At 70.1% G+C, this 23,913-nt stretch carries 22 protein-coding genes and 4 tRNA genes; 16 read left to right on the top strand and 10 right to left on the bottom strand.

Annotated elements, in window-relative coordinates:
- The first annotated feature begins 187 nt into the window (after positions 1–187).
- From ACTJI1_RS06290 to ACTJI1_RS06280, 3 genes are all read left to right on the top strand, one after another.
- The gene (locus ACTJI1_RS06290; RefSeq protein ID WP_440741946.1) at positions 188–2,440 is read left to right on the top strand and encodes a GH25 family lysozyme; all 2,253 of its coding nucleotides are present in this window, start codon (positions 188–190) and stop codon (positions 2,438–2,440) included.
- A 156-nt stretch (positions 2,441–2,596) separates the two neighbouring features.
- Positions 2,597–3,751, top strand: a complete 1,155-nt coding sequence (locus ACTJI1_RS06285) for a cation:proton antiporter (RefSeq protein ID WP_440741945.1) — start codon at positions 2,597–2,599, stop codon at positions 3,749–3,751.
- 58 nt (positions 3,752–3,809) lie between these two features.
- Positions 3,810–4,115, top strand: a complete 306-nt coding sequence (locus ACTJI1_RS06280) for a DUF5652 family protein (protein WP_440741944.1) — start codon at positions 3,810–3,812, stop codon at positions 4,113–4,115.
- A 53-nt stretch (positions 4,116–4,168) separates the two neighbouring features.
- Here the strand turns inward: ACTJI1_RS06280 and ACTJI1_RS06275 are convergent, their stop codons facing one another.
- Complete coding sequence (locus ACTJI1_RS06275; RefSeq protein ID WP_440741943.1) at positions 4,169–5,032, bottom strand: universal stress protein; 864 nt, start codon at positions 5,030–5,032, stop codon at positions 4,169–4,171.
- 98 nt (positions 5,033–5,130) lie between these two features.
- On the opposite strand from ACTJI1_RS06275, the gene ACTJI1_RS06270 reads away from it, so the two are divergent.
- Entirely contained in the window at positions 5,131–5,649 is a 519-nt protein-coding gene (locus ACTJI1_RS06270) for a DUF2127 domain-containing protein (protein WP_440741942.1), read from the top strand.
- A 60-nt stretch (positions 5,650–5,709) separates the two neighbouring features.
- Positions 5,710–6,393 (top strand): Type 1 glutamine amidotransferase-like domain-containing protein, encoded by a 684-nt coding sequence (locus tag ACTJI1_RS06265; protein ID WP_440741941.1) that lies wholly within the window; start codon positions 5,710–5,712, stop codon positions 6,391–6,393.
- On the opposite strand, the gene ACTJI1_RS06260 is transcribed toward ACTJI1_RS06265, so the two are convergent.
- Both ACTJI1_RS06260 and ACTJI1_RS06255 read right to left on the bottom strand, forming a co-directional pair.
- Positions 6,344–7,771: an FAD-binding oxidoreductase gene (locus ACTJI1_RS06260; RefSeq protein ID WP_440741940.1), complete on the bottom strand. Its 1,428-nt coding sequence runs from the start codon at positions 7,769–7,771 to the stop codon at positions 6,344–6,346. The two genes, ACTJI1_RS06265 and ACTJI1_RS06260, sit on opposite strands and share 50 nt — an antisense overlap.
- 70 nt (positions 7,772–7,841) lie before the next feature.
- Positions 7,842–8,939 carry a hypothetical protein gene (locus ACTJI1_RS06255; RefSeq protein WP_440741939.1) on the bottom strand — a complete coding sequence of 366 codons (1,098 nt, stop codon included), beginning with the start codon at positions 8,937–8,939 and terminating at the stop codon, positions 7,842–7,844.
- Between the two features lie 160 nt (positions 8,940–9,099).
- Here ACTJI1_RS06255 and ACTJI1_RS06250 point away from each other — a divergent pair, with 160 nt between their 5' ends.
- Entirely contained in the window at positions 9,100–11,958 is a 2,859-nt protein-coding gene (locus ACTJI1_RS06250) for a helix-turn-helix transcriptional regulator (RefSeq protein ID WP_440741938.1), read from the top strand.
- On the opposite strand, the gene ACTJI1_RS06245 is transcribed toward ACTJI1_RS06250, so the two are convergent.
- The gene (locus tag ACTJI1_RS06245) at positions 11,959–12,231 is read right to left on the bottom strand and encodes a DUF4242 domain-containing protein (protein WP_440741937.1); all 273 of its coding nucleotides are present in this window, start codon (positions 12,229–12,231) and stop codon (positions 11,959–11,961) included. It lies immediately after the preceding gene.
- A 77-nt stretch (positions 12,232–12,308) separates the two neighbouring features.
- Here ACTJI1_RS06245 and ACTJI1_RS06240 point away from each other — a divergent pair, with 77 nt between their 5' ends.
- From ACTJI1_RS06240 to ACTJI1_RS06220, 5 genes are all read left to right on the top strand, one after another.
- A complete protein-coding gene (locus tag ACTJI1_RS06240; RefSeq protein WP_440741936.1) occupies positions 12,309–13,562 on the top strand; it encodes an NAD(P)/FAD-dependent oxidoreductase in 1,254 nt (417 codons plus the stop codon).
- A 428-nt stretch (positions 13,563–13,990) separates the two neighbouring features.
- Positions 13,991–14,695 (top strand): class I SAM-dependent methyltransferase, encoded by a 705-nt coding sequence (locus ACTJI1_RS06235; RefSeq protein WP_440741935.1) that lies wholly within the window; start codon positions 13,991–13,993, stop codon positions 14,693–14,695.
- Between the two features lie 65 nt (positions 14,696–14,760).
- A complete protein-coding gene (locus ACTJI1_RS06230) occupies positions 14,761–15,243 on the top strand; it encodes a hypothetical protein (protein WP_440741934.1) in 483 nt (160 codons plus the stop codon).
- Positions 15,244–15,298: 55 nt separating this feature from the next.
- Positions 15,299–16,423, top strand: coding sequence for an epoxide hydrolase family protein (locus tag ACTJI1_RS06225; RefSeq protein WP_440741933.1), 1,125 nt, complete (start codon positions 15,299–15,301; stop codon positions 16,421–16,423).
- A 359-nt stretch (positions 16,424–16,782) separates the two neighbouring features.
- Positions 16,783–17,154 (top strand): hypothetical protein, encoded by a 372-nt coding sequence (locus ACTJI1_RS06220; protein ID WP_310129647.1) that lies wholly within the window; start codon positions 16,783–16,785, stop codon positions 17,152–17,154.
- A gap of 12 nt (positions 17,155–17,166) precedes the next feature.
- Here ACTJI1_RS06220 and ACTJI1_RS06215 read toward each other — a convergent pair whose 3' ends face one another.
- Positions 17,167–18,030, bottom strand: a complete 864-nt coding sequence (locus ACTJI1_RS06215) for a PHP domain-containing protein (protein WP_440741932.1) — start codon at positions 18,028–18,030, stop codon at positions 17,167–17,169.
- A gap of 116 nt (positions 18,031–18,146) precedes the next feature.
- On the opposite strand from ACTJI1_RS06215, the gene ACTJI1_RS06210 reads away from it, so the two are divergent.
- Positions 18,147–18,506 (top strand): hypothetical protein, encoded by a 360-nt coding sequence (locus ACTJI1_RS06210; protein WP_440741931.1) that lies wholly within the window; start codon positions 18,147–18,149, stop codon positions 18,504–18,506.
- A 39-nt stretch (positions 18,507–18,545) separates the two neighbouring features.
- Here ACTJI1_RS06210 and ACTJI1_RS06205 read toward each other — a convergent pair whose 3' ends face one another.
- A complete protein-coding gene (locus tag ACTJI1_RS06205; RefSeq protein ID WP_440741930.1) occupies positions 18,546–19,478 on the bottom strand; it encodes an SDR family NAD(P)-dependent oxidoreductase in 933 nt (310 codons plus the stop codon).
- A 48-nt stretch (positions 19,479–19,526) separates the two neighbouring features.
- On the opposite strand from ACTJI1_RS06205, the gene ACTJI1_RS06200 reads away from it, so the two are divergent.
- Together ACTJI1_RS06200 and ACTJI1_RS06195 are read left to right on the top strand one after the other, a co-directional pair.
- A complete protein-coding gene (locus ACTJI1_RS06200; protein WP_310129651.1) occupies positions 19,527–19,871 on the top strand; it encodes a MerR family transcriptional regulator in 345 nt (114 codons plus the stop codon).
- Positions 19,872–20,051: 180 nt separating this feature from the next.
- On the top strand, positions 20,052–20,903 hold the full coding sequence (locus ACTJI1_RS06195) for a lipase family alpha/beta hydrolase (RefSeq protein ID WP_440741929.1): 852 nt from the start codon (positions 20,052–20,054) through the stop codon (positions 20,901–20,903).
- 43 nt (positions 20,904–20,946) lie between these two features.
- On the opposite strand, the gene ACTJI1_RS06190 is transcribed toward ACTJI1_RS06195, so the two are convergent.
- The 4 genes from ACTJI1_RS06190 to ACTJI1_RS06175 form a co-directional block, all read right to left on the bottom strand.
- Positions 20,947–21,930 (bottom strand): DUF389 domain-containing protein, encoded by a 984-nt coding sequence (locus ACTJI1_RS06190; protein WP_440741928.1) that lies wholly within the window; start codon positions 21,928–21,930, stop codon positions 20,947–20,949.
- A 246-nt stretch (positions 21,931–22,176) separates the two neighbouring features.
- A tRNA-Val gene (locus ACTJI1_RS06185) sits at positions 22,177–22,248 on the bottom strand.
- A 25-nt stretch (positions 22,249–22,273) separates the two neighbouring features.
- Positions 22,274–22,344, bottom strand: a tRNA-Cys gene (locus ACTJI1_RS06180).
- 66 nt (positions 22,345–22,410) lie between these two features.
- A tRNA-Gly gene (locus tag ACTJI1_RS06175) sits at positions 22,411–22,483 on the bottom strand.
- Between the two features lie 157 nt (positions 22,484–22,640).
- On the opposite strand from ACTJI1_RS06175, the gene ACTJI1_RS06170 reads away from it, so the two are divergent.
- Positions 22,641–22,713: transfer RNA gene (locus ACTJI1_RS06170), tRNA-Val, on the top strand.
- Between the two features lie 195 nt (positions 22,714–22,908).
- Positions 22,909–23,904: a LacI family DNA-binding transcriptional regulator gene (locus ACTJI1_RS06165; protein ID WP_440741927.1), complete on the top strand. Its 996-nt coding sequence runs from the start codon at positions 22,909–22,911 to the stop codon at positions 23,902–23,904.
- The last annotated feature ends 9 nt before the right edge of the window (positions 23,905–23,913 follow it).

Below are 23,913 nucleotides of genomic sequence, written 5' to 3'. Positions count from 1 at the left end.
AGCCGGGTGCGGGCGGGGCCGTCCGCGCCCTCGTCCGCAGCGACATGGCACTTGTAGCCCATACGGGTGCATGCGCTCGCATCGACCCTCGTCGTACACTGGACCGGCCTGCCCTGCCCCACAGCCTCCGGACGGACCCGACCGACTGGACACCACACCTCCGAGAAGAAGAGCGGATGTCCACCCCATGAGAATCGGTATCCTCGCGACCGGAGCGCTGCTCCTGTCCCTCATCGGCGCCTCGCCCGCAATGGCGGCGCCCGAGCCGGTGCAGACGCCGGCCGCGACGAGCACGTCCTCCCCGGCGGCGACCTCCGACGACGCGGGGACGCCCGCCGGCACGGCGACGCCCGCTCCCACGGCGACCCCGGCTCCGACGGAGACGCCCGCTCCCACAGCGCCCGCACCCTCCGGCTCCACGCCGGCCGCCGATCCGTCCCTGGCCGTGCAGGACGCCGCGGGCGACCACGCGATGGGTTCGACGATCGAGGCGGTCGAAGGCCCCGCGGCCGGCGCCCGCACCGTCGCGCCGAAGGCGTCGCTCGGCGTCGGCGGCATCCTCGGCATGGACGTCAGCGGCTGGCAGCCCACTGTCGACTGGAACGCCATGTGGGCGAACGGCGCGCGCTTCGTCTACATCAAGTCGACGGAGAGCACCGACTACGTCAGCTCGCACTTCCCGTCGCAGTGGGCCGGTGCGACGAGCGTCGGAATGATCCGCGGCGCGTACCACTTCGCGACGCCGAACACGACGGACGGCGCCACGCAGGCCCGCTACTTCGTCGCCCACGGCGGCAACTGGGCCCCGGACGGGCGCACGCTTCCTCCGCTGCTCGACATCGAGTACGCCACCGACGGCAGTGGCACGTGCTGGGGCCTGTCGACGACGGCGATGTCGGTGTGGATCGCGGACTTCGTGCACACGATGAAGGCCCTCACCGGGATCGAGCCGGCCATCTACTCCACCGCCAACTGGTGGAACCAGTGCACCGGCTCCAACAACACCTTCGGCGCCTACCCGCTCTTCGTCGCCCGCTACGGCACCTCGACGCCGGGCGCCCTCCCCGCGAGCTGGCTGAACTGGACCATGTGGCAGTACGCCAGCTCCGGCGTCTTCGCCGGTGACCAGGACATCTACAACGGCACGTACGCCCAGCTGCAGTCGTTCGCCTATGGCGCCTCGAGCCACCCGCCGATCGGCTCGTTCGACTCGGCGAAGGTCAGCACCAGCGCACCCTTCTCCGTGTCGGGATGGGCGATCGATCTGACGAATCTGGCCGCGTCCAGTCAGGTTCGGATCTCCTGGAACACCCCGGCGGGCATCAGCACGTCGACGGTCACAGCCAACGCCAGTCGACCCGACGTCGCGAGCTCGTACCCATCGGCCGGATCCGCCCATGGCTTCATCGCACAGGCGCCATGGAGCGGTTACGGCCAGTACGGAGCGTGCATCACGGCCGTCGCGCTGCCCGGCACACGCACCGGCGACGGAAGCCTCGGATGCAAGACCGCGTTCGTCTCCCCCGCCTCCGCATCCTCCCCGACACCGACGCGACTGGCCGGCTCCGACCGTTTCGCAACCAGCGTCCAGGTTTCACAGGCCGCATTCCCTACGCCGGGCGTGCCTGTCGTGTACGTCGCCTCCGGTCTGGACTTCCCGGATGCGCTCTCCGCCGCGCCCGCCGCGGGTGCGCAGCACGGCCCTGTGCTGCTGACGATGCAGGGCTCTGTGCCGGCGGCAGTCCTCGGCGAAGTGCAGCGCCTCAAGCCGGCGAAGATCGTCGTGGTCGGCGGCACGGCGGCCGTCGCGGATTCGGCGCTGAATCAGCTCAAAGCAGTCGCCCCGGTCACCCGCATTGGCGGAGCCGACCGGTTCGAGACGTCGCGGCTGGTCGCAGCCTACGCATTCCCCACCGCTACTTCCGCGTATGTCGCGTCCGCGAGCAGTTTCGCGGATGCCCTCTCCGCCGCACCGGTCGCCGCCAAAAAGAAGAGCCCATTGCTTCTCGTCGACGGGAGCGCAATCGACCCAGCCACTCAGGCGTACCTGACGGCCAAGTCTATCCACAACCTAATCCTAATCGGCGGCTCCGCGGTGCTCGGCGACGTCTGGGTCACTCAGCCGCAGAGCACCGGCACGGTCGTGAGCCGGATCGGCGGAGCCGACCGCTTCAGCACCAGCTCCCTCTTGGCGGCCTCCGCGTTCTCGGCCAACAGCGCGTCCACCGTCTACGTCGCCTCAGGCATTGCCTGGCAGGACGCGCTGGTCTCCGCGGCGGCGGCTGGTTCGGCCTCCCGCCCCCTGCTTCTCGCACTTCCGGGATGCGTGCCGCGCCTGATCGGCGACCAGATGGTCCGCCTGGGCACGACCGCGATGAACATCACGGGCGGCACCGCGGTGCTCACCTCCGATGTGGACAGCCTGCAGGTCTGCTACTGATCTCGCTCTCCGTGCGCTGACGATGCGGCACCCGGCCTTCGCCGGGTGCCGCATCGTCGTTCCGGAGCGCGCCCGTCGTGCCCGGACGCCGGTCGTGCACCACACTGAGGGCATGCGAACACGTCGCCCAACGGGCGCCCGCCCCGGGCCGGCGGCATGAGCCCGTCCGCTCTGGCGCTCGTCGTCGCCGTCGGCCTTCTGGGGCCGCTGCTGTCGGCGCGCAGCATCTGGCGCGTGCCGGTGGTCGTCGGCGAGATCGTGGGCGGCATCCTGATCGGCCAGACCGGCTTCCGGCTGATCGATCCGCAGGCGGACGGCCTGCGGCTGCTCGCCGACATCGGCTTCGGGCTCACGATGGTGGTGGTCGGCTCGCAGATCCCCGTGCGCGACCACCGGTTCCGCACCCGTACGGGACTGCTGGGTCTCGCCGGTGCGGCGATCGCCGGTGTCGTCGCCGCGGCGCTCGGGACCGGCCTGGCCACGCTGTTCGGCACCGGTCACGCTCTGGTCTACGGGATCGTGCTCGCCTCGTCGTCGGCGGCGATCATCCTGCCCATGCTGACGTCGCTCGGCTACGACCTCGGGATGCTGGGCCAGCTCGTGACGCAGATCGCCGTCGCCGACATCGTCTGCGTCGTCGCCCTCCCGTTCGCCGTCGCGCCGTGGCGGGCGGGAAGCGCCGCGGTCGGCGCGCTGATCATCGCGGCGGTCTCGGTCGGCCTCGTGCTCGTCCTGCGCCGCGTCGGCCGGAGCGGACTCCGGCGCAGAGCCCACGCCTACTCGGAGCGCCGCCGGTTCGCGCTCGAACTGCGCCTCAGCCTGCTGGTGCTGTTCACGTTCGCCGCGATCGCACAGTTCGCCCAGCTGTCGATCATGCTGGCCGGCTTCGCCCTCGGGCTGGTGCTCTCGGCGGTCGGCGAACCGCACCGGCTGGCGCGCCAGCTGTTCGGGATGACCGAGGGCTTCTTCGGCCCGCTGTTCTTCGTCTGGCTCGGCGCCTCGATCGACCTGCGCGAGCTCGTCGCGCATCCATCGATGATCGTGCTCGGCCTCGCACTGGGGGTCTCGGCGCTGATCGCCCATGCCGCCTCCCGGATCGCCGGCCTTCCGTGGTCGCAGGCGATCGTGTCGGGCGGCCAGCTCGGGGTCCCGGTCGCGGCGGTGGCGCTCGGGCTGCAGGTGGGCGGGCTGCGGCCGGGCGAGGGATCGGCGATCCTGCTGGGCGCGCTGCTCACCGTGGCGGCCGCGGCACTGCTCGTCGGCCGGATACCGGGGCGATCGGAGAGGCGATCCGAGCTCCAGCAGCGCTGACGCAGGCGCGGCGGGGAGCTGACTTTCGGCGGTGCCGCGCCCGCGCTTGACTCAGTGCATGAAAGCCAATCAGTCGAGCATGTCCTGGATGCGGGACCACGACGTCTCCGCCAAGAGCGGCACGATGGTCGCCGCCGTCGTCGCCTGGAGTCTCGCGTGGAAGGGCGTCTCGCTGTGGCGCGCCGCGCGCAACGACAGCAAACCGTGGTTCGTCGCGCTGCTGCTCAGCAACACGCTCGGCGTCCTCGACGCGATCTACCTCTTCCTCGTCGACCGCCCGCGCCGCGCCCGGGCACGGGACGAGGAGTGGATCCTCGCCACCACAGGCGAGCCGGAGCAGCGGACCCACCCGCCGGAGGACTGAGGTCGCGGGACCGAGGCCGGACGACTGACGCCGGACGACGGAGACCGCCGGCACTACCCGGCCCGGACCACGACCACCGGCGTCCGGAGGTTGACGAGCACGTCGTGCGCGACCGAGCCGAGGACGGCCCGCTCGACCCCCTGCCAGTCGTTGGAGCCGAGCACCAGCATCCTGGATCCGTCCGCCTCCGCGACCAGCCCGCGGGCCGGCGAAGTCTCGAGCACCTCGGTGAACACGGTGACGGCCGGATGCCCGGCGAGGACGGTGTCGGCGGCGTCCTCGACCACCTGCTCCCGCGGGTCGTCCTCCGTCCCGTCCACCACCCGTTCGTCGAGGAGCGGGTGGTAGAGGAATCCGGCACACGCGATGGTCAGCGGCTCCCCCAGGGCTTCCGCCTCCACCGCGGCGAACTCGACCGCGGGATCCTCCGTGAGCTCGCCATCCACACCGACGACGACGCCCCGTCCCTCGGTGCCCCAGCCGTGCGGGACGGCGGCGACGCTGCACCGGGCCGCGGCCGCGACGCGGGCGGCCGAGCTGCTGGCGAACGCGTGACGGCGCTCGGCTTCCGGTGGCGTACCGATCACCAGCATGGCGGCGTCGGCGGAGGCCGCGGCGAGTTCCGCTGCGAGGTGCCCGTAGCGCGACTCGGTGCCGATCTCGAGCGGCGTCGCGGCGGCGGCTCTGGCGAGCGCTCCGGCTCCGGCGAGCGCGTAGTCCTTCTCCGCCGCCAGCAGCTCGCCGGACACCCGGAGGAGCGACGGGTCGGGCTCTCCGCCGCGGTCGCCCCACGACGGCTCGACGACGTGGATGAGGTGCAGGCGCCTTCCTGTGCGCTCGGCCCGCGCCGCCGCCCAGTCCAGTGCCGCCCGGTGTGCCGGCTCGCCGTCCACGGCGACCACGATCGTCTCTGCCATCCGTCCTCCCGTCGTCTTCCCGGTCATCCTCCTCGCCCGGGGGCGCCGCCCGGAAGTGCCTCGCGGTGTCTCAGACGCGGGCGGGTACCGTGTCTTGCGTGTCCGGCACTCGCAGACGCTCCCTGCTCGATCGCACCTTCGTCGTCGCACTGGTGCTGAAGGGGGTGGATGGCGTGGTCGAGCTGGTCGCGGGGGTCGCGCTCCTGCTCGTGTCCCCCGCCCAGATCGAAGCGGTCACGCGCGCCCTCGCGCGGCCGGAGCTGCACGAGCATCCTCACGACCCGATCGCGAACTCCCTGGTCGGCTACGCCTCCGGCCTCAGCGTGTCGACGACCCTGTTCGGTGCCGTCTACCTGTTGGTGCACGGGGTGGTGAAGGTGGTCCTGGTCGTGGCCGTGCTACGCGACAAGCTGTGGGCCTACCCGTGGCTGATCGGCGTCCTGGTCGCCTTCATCGGCTGGCAGGGCTACGAACTGGTGGTGCACTTCTCGTGGGGTCTCGTCGCGCTCACCGCGTTCGACATCCTGATCGTGGCCCTGACGGTGCGTGAGTACCGGATGCGGCGGCTGGACCGAGCGCGGGTGGCCGAGACCGGGGCGCAGGGCGCCGTCGGGTAGCGGGTCGCTGCGTGGGGTCTAGTGTGATCCTCGGTTCTACAGGCTCGGGGGAGGTCGAGGATGAAGCTGCTGCTCACGTCGGGCGGGGTCACGAACGACAGCATCCGCGAGGCGCTGATCGGGATGCTCGGCAAACCGATCGCCGACAGCGACGCTCTGTTCATCCCCACCGCGCAGTGGGGCCAGCCGGCATGCAGCCCGCAGACCGTCTGGCGGTCGACCGCGGCGAGGGACGACGACGACCGCCTGGTCGGCCTGGGCTGGAAGTCGGTCGGCGTGCTGGAGCTGACCGCGCTGCCCAGTCTCGCCGAGGAGCGCTGGAAGCCGTGGGTGCGCGCGGCGGACGTGCTGCTGGTCGACGGCGGCGAGGCGAGATACCTCTGGACCTGGATGCGGCAGTCCGGCCTGGCGGCGATGCTGCCCGAACTCGCCGACACCGTCTGGGTGGGCGTGAGCGCCGGCAGCATGGTGATGACTCCGCGCGTCGGCACGGAGTTCCTCGACTGGCAGCCGGACGGCCCCGACGACACTCTCGGCCTCGTCGACTTCTCGATCTTCCCGCACCTCGACTACCCCGGCTGGTCACAGAACACGCTCGAGGCCGCCCGGCGCTGGGCCGAACGCATCCCCGGGCGCGCGTACGCCATCGACGATCAGACCGCGATCGCGGTGGTGGACGGGCGGGTGGAGGTGATCAGCGAGGGGCACTGGGAGCAGTACCCGCGGGCGGGACATTCTGGTTGATGTGGAAGACGTTGTCGGGGTCGTACTGCGCCTTGACCGCGGCCAGCCGTGCGAAGTTCCCGCGGTAGGACGCCTGGACACGATCCGCCCCTTCGTCCATGAGGAAGTTCACGTAGCCTCCTCCCGCCGCACTCGGGTGCAGAGCCTGCCAGTAGTCCCGCGTCCACTCCGAGATGCGATCGGCGTTCGCAGGGTCGGGATCCACTCCGACGATGACTCCCGCCCAGCCGCCGTCGCGGTAGGAGAAGGCGGTCGCGTCCGGTGCCACGCGGCTCACGGCGCCGTCGATCGGGTACAGATGCATCGTCGACTGCGCAGTGGGCAACTCGGCCCCGTACTCGAGGTGGGCGTCGATCGCCGCATCGGAGAGCTCGGTGAAGAAGTCTGCCCGCCAGTACCACTGCAATCCGGTGGGGTAGATGGCGTCGAACGCGGCCTGCAATGCGGAGTACGGCATGGGTTGGATGCCGACGAGCAGCGGCGATCCGAACGTGGTCACCGATTCGAGCACCTCGTCCGCCCGTTCCGGTTCCCCGGTGTAGCACCAGACGATCCCGCACGCCCTCCGCCCCCAGAGCTCCTCGGGGAACGGCGGCCCGGCCGGGATGAACAGGATCCCGAGCCAGCCGTTCAGCTCCTCGGGAAGGCTCGGCAACGTCTCCCGGTACCACCGCATGACCGCGGCGGTGTCCGCGAAGTCGTACAGCACCGGGCCACCGAAGATGGTGCCGTGGTCGCCGATATCGTGGCAGCGGAACGTGAAGGATGTGACCACGCCGAAGTTCCCTCCTCCGCCACGCAGCGCCCAGAACAGGTCGGGGTGATCGGTCTCGTCGGCCGTCACCGACGTGCCGTCGGCCAGGACGACGTCCGCGGACACGAGGTTGTCGACGGTGAGCCCGAAGCGGCGGGCGAGGTAGCCGATCCCGCCCCCGAGGGCCAGTCCCCCGACACCCGTCGACGAGACGATGCCGGCGGGCGTGGCCATGCCTGCGGCCACCGTCGCCCGGTCGACCTCCGACCAGGTGCATCCGCCGCCGACACGCACGGTGTGCGCCTCGGCGTCGACGGTGATCTCGCGGAGCGGTGACAGGTCGATGACGAGTGCGTCGTCCCAGACGCCGAGGCCGCCGGCGTTGTGTCCACCGCCGCGCACCGCGATCTCCAGGCCCTTCTCGCGGCCGAATCGGATGCACGCGGCCACGTCCGCGGCGTCGCGGCAGAAAGCGATCGCTGCGGGACGCTTGTCGATCATGGCGTTGTACACGGACCGGGCCGTGTCGTAGGCCGCATCGTGTGGGGTGGTCACGGTGCCGCTCATCTGGGCGGCGAGTTCTTCGAAGGCCGCGTCCACGGCCCCGGTTGTGTTCTTCAGCATTGTCGTTCTCCCTCGACTCGGACGTTCCTGTCAGGGCCTGAGGCCCACTATCGCAGCGCCGACGAAGGCGCTAGGTGCCGACTTCCTGCAGCACGCGCGGGCGGCTCCGCGCCACCGGCACCGGCGCCGCGGTCGAGGCCCGGAAGCCCATCCGGAACCGGGCTCGCAGCTCCTCATCGGCCGACGAGAAGGTGTGGACCATCGGCCTTCCGCGGACGTGGCTGCTGCCGACGATCTCGACGAGGCGTCCAGTGGACGCGTTCCGGTAAACGTAGTCGAGCTCCGGACCGTCGAGGGTCGCCGTGAACTGCGCCTCTCCGCCGAGGCGGGCTTCCGCCTTCTTGCCGGTCGTCGGAAGGATGTCGGCCGACCAGATCAGGAGGCAGTCGAGCCACGCGCGCACGTGGGCGTCGACGACCTCGGCGGTATCCGGCCGCAGAACCGCGCCTTCGCGCGCGAGCCCCGGAAACGTGTCGAGGTCTCGGCGCACGTAATCCCGAGTCGCTTCCACCAGCTCGGGGAAGCGGTCCTCCGCGCCTTCTGCGGCGGCCACCTCGAACGACACCGTCCGGGGCGCTGCGGCATCGGGCACGCCGAGCTCCACCGCCGCCAGCATCCGGTCGCAGAAAGCGGCAGGCAGACAGGCTCCCCGCCGGCAGATGCGCGTGCTGGTCGTCGCGAGGCCACCCATCGCATCGACGGCCGTGATATCGAGGAAGACAGACGCACGTCGCCCGGCCCGTCCCGTCGGGCAGGGGTCGAGCGTCAGCTCCTCGAGGAGGAGCTCGACGCGGCCCACGCGCCCCACCGGTAGGCGCCCCGGCTCCCGCACGAGGGCGCCTGCTCCTGCTGTCGTCGTCACCGGCGCACCCGGTGCGTACTCCTCGGTCTCCACCACATTTCGGAGAGGCAGCGGCGTGCGCGGGATGGCCCCGCGGAAATACGCCTCGACGGCAGGCCGGAGATCACCGGCGAGGGCTTCGAAGAACGTCGCGAACGCGCGATCGCGCGATCCCGTGGGGCCGAAGTGACGCTCGCCGTCCAGCACGAACCGCTCGAAGGCGCTCTGTCCGGAGCGGTATCCCTCGTTCGACGCCGACGGTTGGCTCGTCGTCACGGTCATCATGCCCTCCTCGCTGACCGGCCGGTCGCACGTCCGGCCCCTCATGCGGAAAACGCTAGGGACGCCGAGCAGCGCGCACCTGACCAGAAATGATCATCTTCACGCGAGGTGTCCCGATATTTCCGGTCATGCACCGGCGCATCGCCCGCGCTAGCCTGTGACCATGCGGGACCGGTCCGCCACGACCCTTCCGCCTCGATGGGGAATGCCCGGTCAACCGCCGTTCGTCGCCCGGCGCGAAGAGGTCGCGGAGCTCGAGACCGCGTGGTCAGCTGTGCAGCATGGCGCAGGCCGCGCGGTGTTCGTCGAGGGCGCTCCCGGCATCGGCAAATCGCGCCTGGTCAGCACCGTCTGCACGAGGCTCCACGAGGCCGGCGCCGTCGTGCTCGCCGGTGCGTGCGTGCAGGATCTCGCCACCCCGTTCGAGCCGTTCGACGTCCCGATCCGAGAGCTCCTCACCATGGTGCGCGTCGCGGACGACGACCCGGAGCTCGCTCGATCGGTCGAACTCCTCGAGCGGGCGTTCGGGCGCCCGCCCGCGATCGACGGCATGGAGGCCGGCCAGGCGCGGCTCTTCCAGGCGGTCGTCGACGTGCTGCTGGCCGCCACCGAGGCGCATCCGATCATCCTGGTGGCCGAGGACCTCCACTGGGCGGAGCCGACCGCCCTGCGCCTGCTCTCGCGGATCGTCGAGAACACGGTGGATGCGCGCCTCCTCGTCATCGGCACCCTGCGTTCCACCCGCCCCGACCAGTCGGACCAACTTGACGACACGCTCGCCGGCCTCGGCAGACTCGAGGGCGTCCGGCGATGCGAGCTGGCACCATTCTCGATCGACGAGATCAAGCAGTTCGTCCGGCTGACCGGCGACGTGCCTCCGGACGCCGCCGACAGCTCCGCCGATATCCTCCGTGCGCTGACCGGTGGCAACCCGTTCCTGGTGCGCGCGACCTGGCCGCACATCGTCGCCTCCTGGGGGTCGGGCGCCCGGGACCGCACGGTGGTCCTCGAGCTTCCCGCCGCGACTCCGGACCTCCTGCGGTCGCGGATCGCGGCCCTGACCGGACCACAGCGCGATGTCCTCGCGCTGGCCGCTGTGCTCGGACAGGAGTTCGACCTCGCCGAGCTGATCGCGGTGAGCCTCTCGCCGCTCCAGGTGACGCTGTCGGCCATCGACGCCGCCGCGGCGTCCGGGCTGCTCGAAGCACCGCGAGCGCCGACCGAACCGCTGCGCTTCCCGCACGCCATCGCCCGTCAGGCGTTCATCGAGCACTGTTCTCGCGCCGACCTGATGGCGATGAACGCCCTGGTCGCGTGCACCCTCGAGGCCCGATTTCCTGCGGCGCCCCGTCTCGTGCAGAGGCTGGCGCACCACTACTCCGAGGCGCGTGCCCTGGGATACGGCGGCAGGGCCGCCGCCTACCTGACGCAGGCAGCGGAGGCGGCCGACGCGCGGCTCGCACACGAGGACGCCGCCCGGGCGTTCACGCGAGCTGCGGAGCTGACGCTGGACACGCCCACCCGCGACGGTCTCCGGCTGCGAGCGGTCCACAGCTGGATCCTCGCATCGGACTTCGCGCGAGCCCGGTCGGCCTCGCTCCAGGTCATCGAAGACGGCGATCCGCACTCACGGCTCCGTGCCGCGATCGAGTTCGAAGAGGCCTCCTGGCGGCCGGGACTGCCCGGCGACGCGGCGCGCGAGCTTCTTTCCGCGGCGCTTTCCGGGATGCCGGTTCCCGAGGAGGATCCGCTGCACATCCGAGGGCTGGCAGCCCTGGGGCGCGCCACGGCGTTCACCGGAGATTTCGACGAAGCGGCCCGGCTCGGCGACCGCGCGATAGCCGGAGCGCGCCGGCTGGGCGACAGAGCAGTCCTGGCCGAAGCACTGCGCGTGACCGTCACGCAGACATTCCTCCCGCGCGACATCGTCGCCAGGCTCATCCGGAGCAAGGAGCTGTCGCGCCTGGCCGGCGGAGCGGACGATGAAGCGTTCGGCGCCGCAGCGTACGTCCGCAGCGCAACCGCGTACGTGGCCGGCGACCCGGACGAACTGCATCAGAGCGAACTCGATCTCGCCGAGACCGCCCGGCACTGGGGGTCGTACTGGGCCTACTTCGCCTGTTGCGCCCGCTTCGGTCGCTCGCTCGCGCGCGGCGCACTGGACGACACCCGCGCGGCGATCCACGCCATCCACCGCGCGGAGCACGAGTTCCGCTCGGACGTCACCTCGGGCGTCGGCGCTCTGCAGGGCTTCATGCTCCGGCGCGAAAGCGGTGCCCTCGAGACGATCCGCCCCTTCGTGACCGGCGACGAGTCGCCGGAGGCGCGGTGGGCCCCCGGCCTTCTCGCGCTCTACACCGAGCTCGGCCTGGCCGAGCCGACCCGCCGGGTCTTGAACTGGATGGTCACGCACGACCACCCGGCGGCGCACGGCTCCTCCGATTGGCCCGCCTCCCTGGCGTTCATGACCGAGGCGGCCGTGTGGCTCGAGGATCCGGAGCTCGCCGCCGTCGTCCATCCCTGGCTGCTCGAGTTCCAGGGCCTCAATCTCATGGCCGGCTACTTCGTCGCCGTGTTCGGGAGCACGGACTGCTATCTGGGGCAGATCGAGTCCCTGTGCGGGTTCGGCGCGCCCGGCGACCGGTTCGCCTCGGCGCTGGAGATGAACGAGCGGATGGACGCGCCGCTCCACGTCGCCTACACGCTCGCCGCGGAGGCCGCTTGGCTTCAGGGGGACGATCCGTCCTCGGCGGAGGCGGCCGCGCTGGTGGCGCGCGCCCGGTCGATCGCCGACGCGTCCGGGCTGAGTCGCGTGCTGCGGTGGCTGCCCGCGGTGGCCACGGAGCGCTCCTCTCGTGCTCACGGACTGACGGCGCGCGAAATCGAGGTGCTGCGGCTGGTGGCGGAGGGGCGCAGCAACCGGGAGATCGCGGCACGGCTCTTCATCACGGAGAACACCGCGGCCAACCACATCCGGAGCATCCTGTCCAAGACGGGGTCGAGCAACCGGACGGCCGCCGCCATGCTCGCCCGCGAGGAAGGGCTGCTCCGCCCAGCGCGGTGATCACGTCAGCGGACTCAGCTCCCCGCTCGGCAGGATCCTGCCCTCCACTTCGACCACCGAGTCCACCGGCAGCCCTGCCCGTGCGGCCGCCGATCGGATCGCCTCGATGGATGGGGCCTCGTACAGGCAGTAGCTCTTGCGATGGTCGATCGAGAGGAAGGAGTACAGCCAGCGGACGTCCTCCTCGTCATTGATCACGTTGATCCCGGGAGCGGCCTCGAGAGGAACGCCGACCCGCTCCACATAGTTTCGTTCGATCACGAAGAACGGCATGATTGTGCCCCCTCTGCCTTGGGCCAAAGATAGCCCCGGTCACGGCTTCGATGGTGATCTGCTCCTACACTCGGCTCATGCAGACGCATGACGTGGTCGTGATCGGTGCCGGGCTGGCGGGTCTGCGGTGTGCCGCCGAACTGGCGGCCCGCGGCCGCGACGTGGTCGTGCTCGAGGCGTCGGATCGCGTCGGCGGGCGCCAACGGACCGACCACGTCGACGGTTTCACCCTCGACCGCGGGTTCCATGTCCTGAACACCGCGTATCCGGCCGTCCGGGCGGCGGTCGATGTGGACAGCCTCTCCGTCGAGGCGTTCCCGACTGCGGTCCGGGTGCGCCGCATGGATGGGGCCATGGCGACCCTCGCGCATCCGCTTCGGCATCCGAACCTGATTCCGGCGACGCTCGCCAGTGGTCTCGTGACACCGGGCGAGCTCGTCGGGCTGGTCCGCTGGCTCGGGCCGATGCTCCTCCGGCCGCGTGCTGCGGTGGCTCGACCCGACCGCACCATCGGGGAGGCCTGGGATGCCACGGGCCTCACCGGACCGCTGCGCACCGAGGTGCTCTCCCCGTTCTTCTCGGGAGTTCTCGCGGACTCGTCGGAATCGACGTCCGACACGTACGTGCGCCTCCTCGCCCGATCGTTCCTCCCTGCGGCGGCGGGACTGCCCCGGGACGGCATCGCCGCGCTCCCAACGGCGCTCGCCTCGCGCGCCCGCGCGGCGGGAGCCGACATCCGGGTCGGCCGCGCCGTGAGCCGAATGCAGCGACGGGATGGGCTCTGGGAGGTGGACGCGGCCGGCGAGGGGACCCTGTTCGCACGCGACGTGGTCGTGGCTGTCGGCGCGGAGGCGCTCGACGGACTCGTGGACGCGCCCGCCCCATCCACTCGAGGATTGCAGACGTGGTGGTTCGCGACCGAAGAACCCCCGGCGTCCGCTTATCTGACGGTCGACGCCGCTCGCGAGGGTCCGATCGTCAACGCGCTGGCGATCTCCGCCACGATCCCCGAGGCGGCGCCTCCCGGCCACCACCTGGTGCAGGCGACCTGCCTGTGGGCTCCCGGGCGCGAGGGGAGCGAGAGCGACGTGCGCGCCCAGCTGCTGCGGTTGTACGGCCGGGCCGCGGCGTCGTGGCGGCTCCTGCGCCGGGACGACATCCCGCACGCGCTTCCCGCACTGCCCCCGCCGATGCGGCGGTCGTCCCCCGCTCGCATCGGCCCCGGCCTGCACCTCGCGGGCGACCACCGCGAGACGCCGTCGATCCAGGGGGCGCTGTACTCGGGGGTGCGGGCGGCGAGGTCGGTGCTGGCCGGGGTGCCGGCGGATTGAAGTGCCGGGTCGAGGGCTTGGAGAATCAGCGAGGAATCGCGACGTCGATCAGAGCAATGGCGATGATGAACGCGATGACCTCCAGCGATGATCGTCGCCGCCGGCACGACCCAGGTGCTGAGTCCGACGAGCGCGAAGTCGCACGCACTCGGGTCTGCCGAGCACGCTGCAACGTTCATCTGCGTGAGCAGCACAGTGAAGCAGAACGCAGCTCCGACCATCAGGGCGATAGCGAGCAGCGCGATGGTCGCCGACAGGTCTCCGCTACCGCTGCGAGCGGGCGGACGGCCACTGAAGCGCGGGCCGAAGTCATCGTCCGGATCGTAGGACACATCTCCCCCAGGTGGCTCGCGATGCTCCACCCACCCTAGTGAGCTATCCACTCCGACATGAGCGGGCCAGCGGGATGCGCTGCCATGATGAGCCGTATGACCGCCTACGACACGATCGCCGAGGGCTACGCAGCACTCAACGCGACGAGCCTCCTCAACGAGTACTACAACCGGCCGGCTCTCGCGGAGCTCGCCGGCGACGTGGCCGGCCGCAGGGTCCTCGACGTCGGATGCGGTTCGGGTCCGATATTGGCCGATCTTCGCGATCGCGGCGCCATCGTGACGGGTGTCGACTCGAGCGCGGGGATGCTCGACCAGGCACGGGCGCGCCTCGGCAGCGACATCGATCTGCGGGTCGCCGACCTCGCCGAGCCGCTGCCGTTCGAGGACGACACCTTCGACGACGTGATCGCGTCACAGGTGCTCCACTATCTGAAGGACTGGGGGCCGAGCCTCGCGGAGATCCATCGCATCCTGAAGCCCGGCGGGCGCCTCATCGTCTCCGAGGAGCACCCGTCCGCGATCTTCTTCTCGGACCGGCTCTCCGGCGGCGACCGCGAGTACTTCGGGATCCACGAGCGCACCGAGGAGTGGACGCTGGGCGACCAGACGGCCACGCTCAGGTTCTGGGACCGACCGTTGCACGCGATGACCGACGCGTTCGCGGCCGCAGGCTTCCTCATCTCGGCGATCTCCGAACCGGCTCTCGCGCCGGAGGCGTTCGACCGCTTCCCGGAGATTCGCAAACACGAGAGCGGGCGCTTCCTCGCGTTCATCCTGTTCGTGCTCGAAGCGCGCTGAGCCCGCTGGGCCGCTACGATCACCCTCGGGGAGGAACGATGACGCTCAGACCGCACAGAATGACGGTGCGCATCGCGCTCAGCGCAATGGCCGTATGCTGCGCACTCGCCGTGACGGGATGCACGACGCCGCCGGTTGCGAGACCGCATTCTGACGCGCCGAAGCCGACACCGACAACAACGACGGCGCCGGTGTTCTCGGACCCGCGCGACCGCATCGGCGAGAGTTGTGCGGTTCTCGCGGCAGTGGACACGGAGCTCCAGAACGCAACCCTGCAGCACGCGAAGGGCGCACTTTCGGACGCGCAGTTCGTCGCGATCGTGAATACGGCGCCGACGACGCTGCAGATGCTGAAGATGCTTGTGAGCCACGGGCTGGAGAGTGATGTCGGGGCGCTCCTGGCGGACACCACGATCACGCCCCCGGCCGTCTCCGGCGAGACCTTCGATCCGTGGGGCGAGCCGTTCCGCGGCGACATGCTCCACGCCGTCTCGTCCTGCAGCCAGAACGGCACGCCGATGGGCGTGCTCATACCGGGCAACGGCTGATCGTGTAGCCGGCGCCACTTCCACGCGGGATCCGCGCCCCAGTACCGTAGCCGTGATGAGCTTCGACGACTTCAGCATCCACCTGTCCGATGACCTGCTCGACGATCTGCGCGCCCGGCTCGCGGCCACCCGGTACGTCGCCCCGCTCGGTGCCGGCGCCTGGGAGGCCGGCGCAGGCGGCACTGCGCTGAAGGGGCTGGTGGATGCGTGGCTCGCGTTCGACTGGCGGGCGCAGGAGGAGCGGCTGAACTCCTACGACCAGCACCTCGCCGATGTCGGCGGCCACCGCATCCACTTCGTCCGCATCCCGGCGGCCGGCTCGGCGGAGACGCGCGTGCCGCTCCTGCTGCTGCACGGCTGGCCCAGCGCGTACACGGAGTACCTGCCGCTGGCCGAGCGGCTCGCCCATCCTGCCGGTTTCGGCTCCGACGCCCGGATCGCCTTCGACGTCGTGGTGCCGTCGCTGCCCGGTTTCGTGTTCTCGGAGCTCCCCGAGCCTCCGCTCACCCGGCAGGCCATCGCGCGCGACCTGCACGAACTGATGACCTCTGTGCTGGGCTACGACCGCTATGCGGCCTTCGGAGGCGATATCGGCGGCGGTGCGGCGACCTGGCTCGGTGCCGACCATGCCGATCAGGTGATCGGCGTGCAGTTGATCCACGGACCCTTCCCCACGGACGACGAACCGCAGAGCGACGAGGAGCGCGCCTACCTGGACGCCGTCGCCGCCTACGACTCCGCCGACGGCGGCTACAGCGAGATCATGGCCACCCGGCCCGACACGTTCGCCGCGGCCCTCGCCGACTCCCCCGCCGGCCTGATCGCCTGGATCGCCGACAAGTGGCAGGCCTGGGTCGACGGCGACCTGGATGCGGTCATCCCCCGGGATGCCCTGCTGACGATCGCGACGCTCTACTGGGCGACGGGGACCATCGGCTCCTCCTTCCGCCAGTACTACGACTACGACTCCAACCCGCCCCGGCCGCCGATCACCGCAGCGCTGGGCGTGCTGCTCAGCCGCGAGCCGGTGATGGACGGCTACCCCCGCTCCTTCGCCGAGCGCGCCGCGACGGATGTGCGCTCGTTCGAGCGCGCCCCGCGCGGCGGCCACTTCCTCGGCCTCGAGCAGCCGGACCTGGCGGCCGACCGCATCCGCGGCTTCTTCGCGGGGCTGGCCTGACGGTCGCGGGCTTTTGCGGCATCCGGAGACCCGCCTCGCTAGAGTCGGCGTCATGGGGGAACGTCAGGGAGAACCGCGCTGGTTCCGTGTGGCCTTCGGGAAGCCCCGGATCTGGAACGGCGTGGTCTGGCTCGCGCTCGCCGCGTGCTGGTTCGCCGTCGCGATCGTGGACGGCGGCCAACCGTGGCGATATCTTCTCGCCGCGCTCTGGGCGGTGCTGGGGTGGAGTGGTGCTGGCTGTCGCCGTCCGCGACCGTCGCCACGTCGGCGGGGCGTACGCTCCGCCCGTCGTCGAGCGGCAGGACTGAGTGCCGGCCATGCGTCGGCCATCGAGCACGCAGCGAATCGCCGTCGCTGCGATGGCTCTGTATGCGCTGACGCTGACCGGGTGCACCCAGGCGAGGATGTGCGGAGAGGAGATCACGCCGGCGCCACGCATCACGGTCGATGTGCACTCGTGGGTCACGGCGCATCCGGAGACCAACGTGCGCGTGTGCGCCGAGGGGAGCTGCCTCACCGGGTACAACGTCGTCGCATTCACCATGGACGAGCCGTCGACCCTGCCACACGACGGCGACAGCATGGCGCTCACCGCCGAGGCAGTGCAAGGTACGGACGCGGTCCAGTCGTTCCGTACGACCGCGCGACTCGTTCACAACCAGTGCGGGCAGGAAGGCTTGTGGCTGCGGATGGACGCCAGCGGTCGGTTCTCGACCACATCGCCGCAGTAGCGGCGGCCCGTCTCAACGGAGTCGTGGCCGTCTCCACAGGTCGGCGGGTGTGGCTCCCGCGCGGAATCCGAACGTCTCCGCGAGGATGACGGCCTCCGGGAAGTTGGCGGCGAGCGCGTCCGGTGTGTGAGCGTCGCTTGCGAAACTGATCGCCCGACCCCCTTCCTCGGCCCACCACTGCGGCACCCACGACCAGAGCCGTCGCGTGTTCAGTTCGAGCGCCCGGCCGCTGTCGGCGATCGCGCGCATCGCGTGGCGGAAGAGGCCCTCGAACCGCCGCGGGTCGAATGGACCGGCTTCTTCCGCCGGCCAGTGACGGAGGGCGTAGTCGATGTGGGTGAACACGTCGAACGCGTCCGAGCCCGCCACCATGACCGGGATCTCAGCGAGGTATGCGGTCATCACGTCTGCTGCAGGGTGTTCCTGCAGCAGCCTGCTCGGTTCCGCGCGACCGCCGCCCATGTCCAGGGTGTGCAGCGATCCGTTGATCCGATCGAACCGGTCCAGGTCCACCAGGGCGCGGGCCTCCGCCTCGAACAGGTGCGGCTGCCCGAACTCGACGCCCGTGAAGATGCCGAGCTCGGGGAACTCGCGACGCATACGGTCGATGTCGTCGAAGTAGCCGTCGACGTCGAAGGGCTCGAACTCCATGAGGCCGTCCGGCTGCACATAGTGCCGCTGGTGCGGCATCAGGTCGCCCGGCTCCGCGCGCCAGGTGCCCGGAATGTCCAAGTGCTCGGTGAAGAAAAGCGCGGGTAAACCGATTCGGATCGCTTGTTCGCAGGTCTCCCGCATGCGACCGACGGCGGCGGAGTGCGGTCCGCCGGTGTCCCAGGACCATTCGCTGTGGACGTGGCTGTCAGCGGGCAACACCATAGCCGGATCGTAGTCCGTCGGTTCCGACTCCGACCTCCAACGAGATTCATGGCCACTCTCTACGCGTCATCCCTGAGAGGGACGAGACGACCCTCGTCGCCCAGTAGCTTGGGCCCATGTCCACGACTCTCGTGCCGCTGCGGCATCGTCGCCCGGTCCTGACCGCCGCGCTGGTGCTCCTGCTGCACGGCGTCATCGTCTTCGTCGCGGTCATGCTCGGTCTTTCGATCGCCCTCACGATCGGAGGTCCCACCATCGGGAGGGACGAGCTCGGACGCATGGGACCGGGTCTGCAATTGGCTGTCGCGGGCGCGCTGGTGCTGTTCGCCTTCGCTCTACTGCTGACCGGATTGATCGGACTCTTGTCCCCGCGCCGCGTCTGGGTCGTGCCGATCGTCGGCATCTGCAGCAGCGTCGTGTTGTGGGTCACCGCGATGCTCTTCCTGCACGCGCCCGATCCGGTCCTCGGCGGCTGAGGCGAGCGCGCTGACGGCGAACCCGCCTCTGTCCGTCCTTCAGCTCGCGATGCGGGTGCCGGTCAGCCCCTCCGACACCTCCCAGAGTGCCGCAGCCGTCTCGAGATCGGTCGCAACCGGCTTGAACCGGTCGCCGAGAGCATCCGGGTGCGTCTTGGAACCGGTCGGGCCCCAGAACAACTGGGGTGAAGCGTCCCGGTGCAGGGCTGCCGTCAGGACGCCGACGTCGGCCGGCCCGGGTTCGCGACCGATGGCTCCGGCGATGATCCGGGTCATCACCCGGGTCGCCACCGAGGGATACGTCGTGTGCAGGGGTGTGCGCGCCATACCAGGATGTGCGGCGAAGCTTCGAACTGAGCTCCCCGACTCCGCGAGACGACGACCGAGCTCCAGCGCGAACATGACATTGGCGAGCTTGGAGCGGTTGTAGGCGCGACCCGGCGAGTAGCCGGACGTGCTGGCGAGGTCCTCGAGATCCAGCTTCCCTGCGGTGTACAGGGCCGACGACACGGTGACGACTCGCGGGTCGGTCCCCTGCTCGAGGGAGGGCAACAGACGGGCGGCGAGAGCGAAGTGCCCTAGGTGGTTGGTGGCGAATTGGCTCTCGATGCCGTTGCGATCGTGCCGGAGTGGGACGCTGCTGATGCCGGCGTTCAGGACGAGCAGGTCCATCGGTGCGCCTGCGGCCATGCCCGCGAACCGCTCGATGGAGTCGGGGTCGATGAGATCCAGCCCTGCGACGCTGATCCTGCCTGCGGGAAGGTCGTGCTCGGCCAGCAGGTGCGCGCGGGCGGCCTCGGCTTTCGTGACGTCCCGAGCGCCGATGATCACGTCGGCGCCCTGGAGCGCGAAGGTGCGGGTCGTGACGAGGCCGAGCCCGCTCGCGCCGCCGGTCACGACGGCGCGTCGTCCTGTGAGATCGGGCAAGGTGAGGAGCGGGCTCGTCAGTCGTGTGGGTGCGGGGTGGTCCATGCCGGAAGCGTAAACTCTGACATCGGTGTCAAGGTCAAGAGGAGTCTCATGCGGATCGGTGAGCTGAGTGCGCGGACGGGTGCGAGCCCGAGGTCGCTGCGGTACTACGAACAGCAGGGACTGCTGACGTCGGAGCGGCAGCCGAACGGCTACCGGGAGTACGCACCGAACGCGGTCGCAATGGTCGAAACCATCAGGTCCCTGCTGGACATCGGACTTCCGACGGCGCTGGTCAAGGACGTACTCCCGTGCACCGTCGGGGAGCGGTCCGAGTCGGCATGCCCGGGGCTCCTCGAGCAGATCGCGGCGTTGCGGGACGACGTCCGGTTGCGCGCCGAACGGCTGACGACCATCGAGGCTTCGCTGACGACATATCTGCGCGCCAACGCGTAACCCGGGGCGCCGGTTGGTCGGACACGGCGCGCGTGGATGAGCACAGCCTCCGCCCGACCTCCGAAGCTCCTCAAAGCCGGTTGATCCCTCGGCTCACGCGTCTACCGTTTCTGGCCGAAGCCGCGCCCGCCACGGATATCCCCGTCCGTCCCCCGGAGGGCGCAGACGGAAGAGGTACCGATGTCGTTACTGAAGAAGCTGCTCATCGCCGCCACTACGGCGGCCCTCGGGTCGATCGCGCTCGCCGTGCCGGCGCAGGCGGACACCGTGTCCGTCTCTCCCCCGGGCGCGAACGACTGGTCCTGCGTGCCGTCCGCCGCGCACCCGTATCCGGTGATCCTCGTGCCGGGGACCTTCGAGAGCATGGCGAAGAACTGGGCGACGATGTCCCCGACCCTCAAGCAGGCCGGTTACTGCGTCTTCGCCCTCGACTACGGCCAGTACAACGGTGTCGATGCGTCCGGCCCGATCGTCGGCTCCGCGAAGCAGCTCGCCCCGTTCGTGGACGCGGTGCTCGCCTCCACCAAGGCGTCGCAGGTCGACCTCGTCGGGCACAGCCAGGGTGGCATGATGCCCCGCTACTACCTGGGCTTCCTCGGGGGCGCGAAGAAGGTGCACCAGCTGATCGGCATCGCCCCGTCGAACCACGGCACCCGGGGCGTCATCGTTCCCGGGCCGGACGGGCTGCCTGCTCTGACCAGCGCCTCCCCCACCGCGTGCCCGGCGTGCGCGGACCAGACCGCGGGGTCCGCCTTCCTGCAGAAGCTGAACTCCATCGGCGACACGGTGAAGGGTCCGTTCTACACGGTCATCTCGACCACACACGACGAGGTCGTGACGCCGTACCAGAGCCAGGCCTTGAGCGGATCGGCCTCACAGGTCACGAATCTGGTCATCCAGGACAAGTGCCCCGCCGACCCGATCGAGCACGACCAGACACCGAACGATCCCGTCGTGCAGCAGCTGGTGCTGGAGGCGCTGAGCGTCCCGAACGGGCCGGCCGATCCGGCCTACCAGCCGAACTGCGTGTGAGTTGCGGCCCCGGACGCCCTGCGGGTCGAGCGAGTGATTTGTGTCAGCCGCCCCCGCCCAGGTGGACGGTGTACGCGGGCACGAACTGCACGGTCACCTGGGCCGGATCGACGCCCTGGGCCTTCAGCGCCGCCTCCAGCGAGCCGGTCTCGGGCACGGGAGGCTCACCGGTGAGCGTCAGAGTGGCCTGACTGCTGGTCGCCTGGAGTTCGCTGATCTCCCAGCCGTTCTGCTGCGCCCAGGGCTGGGCGGCCTGTCGGATGGAGTTCTCCAGCAGCTCCTGGTCGGCGAAGCGCGTCGACGTGAGCGTCAGAGGCACGCCGATGATCAGCAGGGTCACGACGATCGAGATGATCGCCCGGTGCCGCCTCCCCCAGCCCCGCCGCGCATGGGTCTCGGCGGCGGCACCGGAGACCGCCCCGATCCGGTAGCCCGTGAGGATGATCACCCCCGTCGCGAGAATCGCCGCGACGTTCGCGACGAACAGGAGCAGCGCGCCGCCGGCCTGACTCCACGCCTGCGATTCGAGCGTCAGACCCACCACCGAGAGCGGTGGCACCAGCGAGATCGCGATCGCGACTCCCGGGAGCGTGTCCGAGATGTCCTTGCGCACCAGGGCGACCGTGCCGACGGCACCGGTTGCCAGCGCGGCCAGAAGATCGATGAGGCTCGGCGAGACCCGTGCGGCCACCTGGCTGTTGGTGGCGGCGACCACGGGTGCAGCGACCAGGAGTCCGACGAGGTAGCCGATCGCGACGGCCGTAGCGGCTCCCGCAGCGACCATGCCCCAGCTCAGCATGAGATTGCGACGGTCGCCCGTGACCGTGGCCAGCACGACCCCGAGGATCGGCGTCATCAGCGGGGCGACGATCATCGCACCGATCACGGTGGCCGACGAGTCGCCGACGACTCCCGACGCGGCGATCACCGAGGACAGGCACAGCAGCAGCCAGAACCGGCTGAATTTGGAGGATGCCCGGTCCCCCTCGAAGAAGACCGTTTCGCGCATGTCCGCGACCGTGTTCATCCGCTCCCCTTCCCGGTCGCGATCGCGGACAAGGCGTCCCTGTCCGCGCAGCGCACGACGCGAGCGACTCCTTCGTCAGCTCCTCCGGTCGCCGTCCCGTCCCGTCACAGAGCAAGCATCGCCAGGCGCGCGTGGCCGCACAAGCAGGCGTCGCTCGGGGCGGGATGGGCTCTCCTGCGGGATCACAGCGCCCCAATGAAGAAAGCCCCCGGAATTCCGGGGGCTTTTCTCTGTCTGTTCTCTCTGTGGGCGATACTGGGATCGAACCAGTGACCTCTTCCGTGTCAGGGAAGCGCGCTACCGCTGCGCCAATCGCCCGAGCCCGAACCGAAGCTCAGGATCGAGGTGGATACGGGATTCGAACCCGTGTATACGGCTTTGCAGGCCGCTGCCTCGCCTCTCGGCCAATCCACCGAACGCCACAACACGGAAGAACCGTACCGTACCCGAGAGGCCCGATCCGTAGACCGGGCCGACTCGAGCGGATGACGAGACTCGAACTCGCGACCCTCACCTTGGCAAGGTGATGCGCTACCAACTGCGCTACATCCGCATTTCGTTCCGCAGTTCCCTGCGGCACTTGAAAGACTCTAGCCGATCCGCGCGCCCAAGACAAAACCGATGACGACGTCCGGGTGTGTCGATCCGCGCCTCCGTGTCGATGTGCATCGGGACCCCCGAGTCGGCTAGTATCGAATCTCGCAGCCCCCGGGCGATTGGCGCAGTTGGTAGCGCGCTTCCTTCACACGGAAGAGGTCATCAGTTCGAGTCTGGTATCGCCCACAAATAAGAAACCCCCGGTCACGCCGGGGGTTTTCCATTTCACCGGTGCGTTCCTGCTCTGGGTCGCCGAGGCGGCCGCCCGACACCCGCGTAACGTTTCGCTCCAGCCGATGCGCTCGATTATGCTGGGCCCACGCCGGTGCGAAGCGATCGCCGGCCGTGGAGCGGGGGCTCGAGATCAGGAAAGACGAGGCTGTGACGACCTACAAGGACATCCAGCGGGCGACGGGGCTCTCGCTCGCGACGATCTCCAAGTACTTCAACGGACGCAACGTCCTGGAGGCCAACCGCGAGGCGATCGAGTCCGCCGCGCGCGAGCTCGACTTCCGGCCCAATCAGTTCGCCCGCACCCTCCGTTCCCGCCGGTCGCGCACCGTCGGCGTGCTCCTGCCCGCCCTCGACAACGACTTCCACCTCACGATCATCGCCGGCGTCGAGGAGGCGCTCCGCCCGCGTGGCATCAGCGTGATCGTGGCCGCCAGTCCCGACCCGCGCGATGAGACCGTCGACCTCCTGATGGACCGGATGGTGGACGGCATCGTGGCCGTCACCTCCCCCCACGACGTGCCCGCGCTGCGCGACGCCGCGTCCCGCATGCCCGTGGTGATGGTCGACTGGTTCATCGACGACCTGCGCGCCGACGGCGTCTTCATCGACAACGCGGCGGCCGGCGCGCTCGGCGCCCGGCACCTCCTGGACCACGGCCACCGTCGTATCGGCTTCGTGGGAGGCGACCCGATCATCTCCTCGATGCGATTGCGCACCGAGGGCTTCGAGCGCGCGCTCGCCTCCGACGGCGTCGCGGTCGACCCGGCGCTGGAACGCCTCGTGCCGCTGACGATCGAGGCTGGTTACCGGGCGGCGCAGGAACTGCTCGCGCTGCGGCCCCGGCCCACCGCGCTCTTCACCGCGAACTACGAACTCACCCTCGGCGCCGTGACGGCCGTCAACGACTCCGGTCTGCGCATCGGCCGCGACATCTCCGTCGTCGGGTTCGACAGCCGGGAGCTCGCGCAGGCGCTGGTGCCCAAGCTGACGGTCATCGTTCAGCCGACGCGGAAGATCGCCACGCACGCGGCCCGCCTGATCGCCGAGCAGATCGAGTCCCCCGGCGAACGGCCCGAGCCCCGGATCGAGTACCTGGAGGCGCACCTCATCCCGGGCGCGTCCGTCCGGCGACTCGATGAGTGACCGGGCCGG

This window comes from Leifsonia sp. 22587 (assembly GCF_052044215.1).
Classification (GTDB): domain Bacteria; phylum Actinomycetota; class Actinomycetes; order Actinomycetales; family Microbacteriaceae; genus Leifsonia; species Leifsonia shinshuensis_C.
This window is presented reverse-complemented; position numbering and strand designations above follow the sequence as displayed.

Coding starts and splice junctions, on each gene's coding strand:
- ACTJI1_RS06290 (WP_440741946.1), top strand. CDS start 188: ATGAGAATCGGTATCCTCGCGACCGGAGCGCTGCTCCTGTCCCTCATC.
- ACTJI1_RS06285 (WP_440741945.1), top strand. CDS start 2,597: ATGAGCCCGTCCGCTCTGGCGCTCGTCGTCGCCGTCGGCCTTCTGGGG.
- ACTJI1_RS06280 (WP_440741944.1), top strand. CDS start 3,810: ATGAAAGCCAATCAGTCGAGCATGTCCTGGATGCGGGACCACGACGTC.
- ACTJI1_RS06275 (WP_440741943.1), bottom strand. CDS start 5,032: ATGGCAGAGACGATCGTGGTCGCCGTGGACGGCGAGCCGGCACACCGG.
- ACTJI1_RS06265 (WP_440741941.1), top strand. CDS start 5,710: ATGAAGCTGCTGCTCACGTCGGGCGGGGTCACGAACGACAGCATCCGC.
- ACTJI1_RS06260 (WP_440741940.1), bottom strand. CDS start 7,771: ATGCTGAAGAACACAACCGGGGCCGTGGACGCGGCCTTCGAAGAACTC.
- ACTJI1_RS06255 (WP_440741939.1), bottom strand. CDS start 8,939: ATGAGGGGCCGGACGTGCGACCGGCCGGTCAGCGAGGAGGGCATGATG.
- ACTJI1_RS06250 (WP_440741938.1), top strand. CDS start 9,100: ATGCCCGGTCAACCGCCGTTCGTCGCCCGGCGCGAAGAGGTCGCGGAG.
- ACTJI1_RS06245 (WP_440741937.1), bottom strand. CDS start 12,231: ATGCCGTTCTTCGTGATCGAACGAAACTATGTGGAGCGGGTCGGCGTT.
- ACTJI1_RS06240 (WP_440741936.1), top strand. CDS start 12,309: ATGCAGACGCATGACGTGGTCGTGATCGGTGCCGGGCTGGCGGGTCTG.
- ACTJI1_RS06235 (WP_440741935.1), top strand. CDS start 13,991: ATGACCGCCTACGACACGATCGCCGAGGGCTACGCAGCACTCAACGCG.
- ACTJI1_RS06225 (WP_440741933.1), top strand. CDS start 15,299: ATGAGCTTCGACGACTTCAGCATCCACCTGTCCGATGACCTGCTCGAC.
- ACTJI1_RS06220 (WP_310129647.1), top strand. CDS start 16,783: ATGGCTCTGTATGCGCTGACGCTGACCGGGTGCACCCAGGCGAGGATG.
- ACTJI1_RS06215 (WP_440741932.1), bottom strand. CDS start 18,030: ATGGTGTTGCCCGCTGACAGCCACGTCCACAGCGAATGGTCCTGGGAC.
- ACTJI1_RS06210 (WP_440741931.1), top strand. CDS start 18,147: ATGTCCACGACTCTCGTGCCGCTGCGGCATCGTCGCCCGGTCCTGACC.
- ACTJI1_RS06205 (WP_440741930.1), bottom strand. CDS start 19,478: ATGGACCACCCCGCACCCACACGACTGACGAGCCCGCTCCTCACCTTG.
- ACTJI1_RS06200 (WP_310129651.1), top strand. CDS start 19,527: ATGCGGATCGGTGAGCTGAGTGCGCGGACGGGTGCGAGCCCGAGGTCG.
- ACTJI1_RS06195 (WP_440741929.1), top strand. CDS start 20,052: ATGTCGTTACTGAAGAAGCTGCTCATCGCCGCCACTACGGCGGCCCTC.
- ACTJI1_RS06190 (WP_440741928.1), bottom strand. CDS start 21,930: ATGAACACGGTCGCGGACATGCGCGAAACGGTCTTCTTCGAGGGGGAC.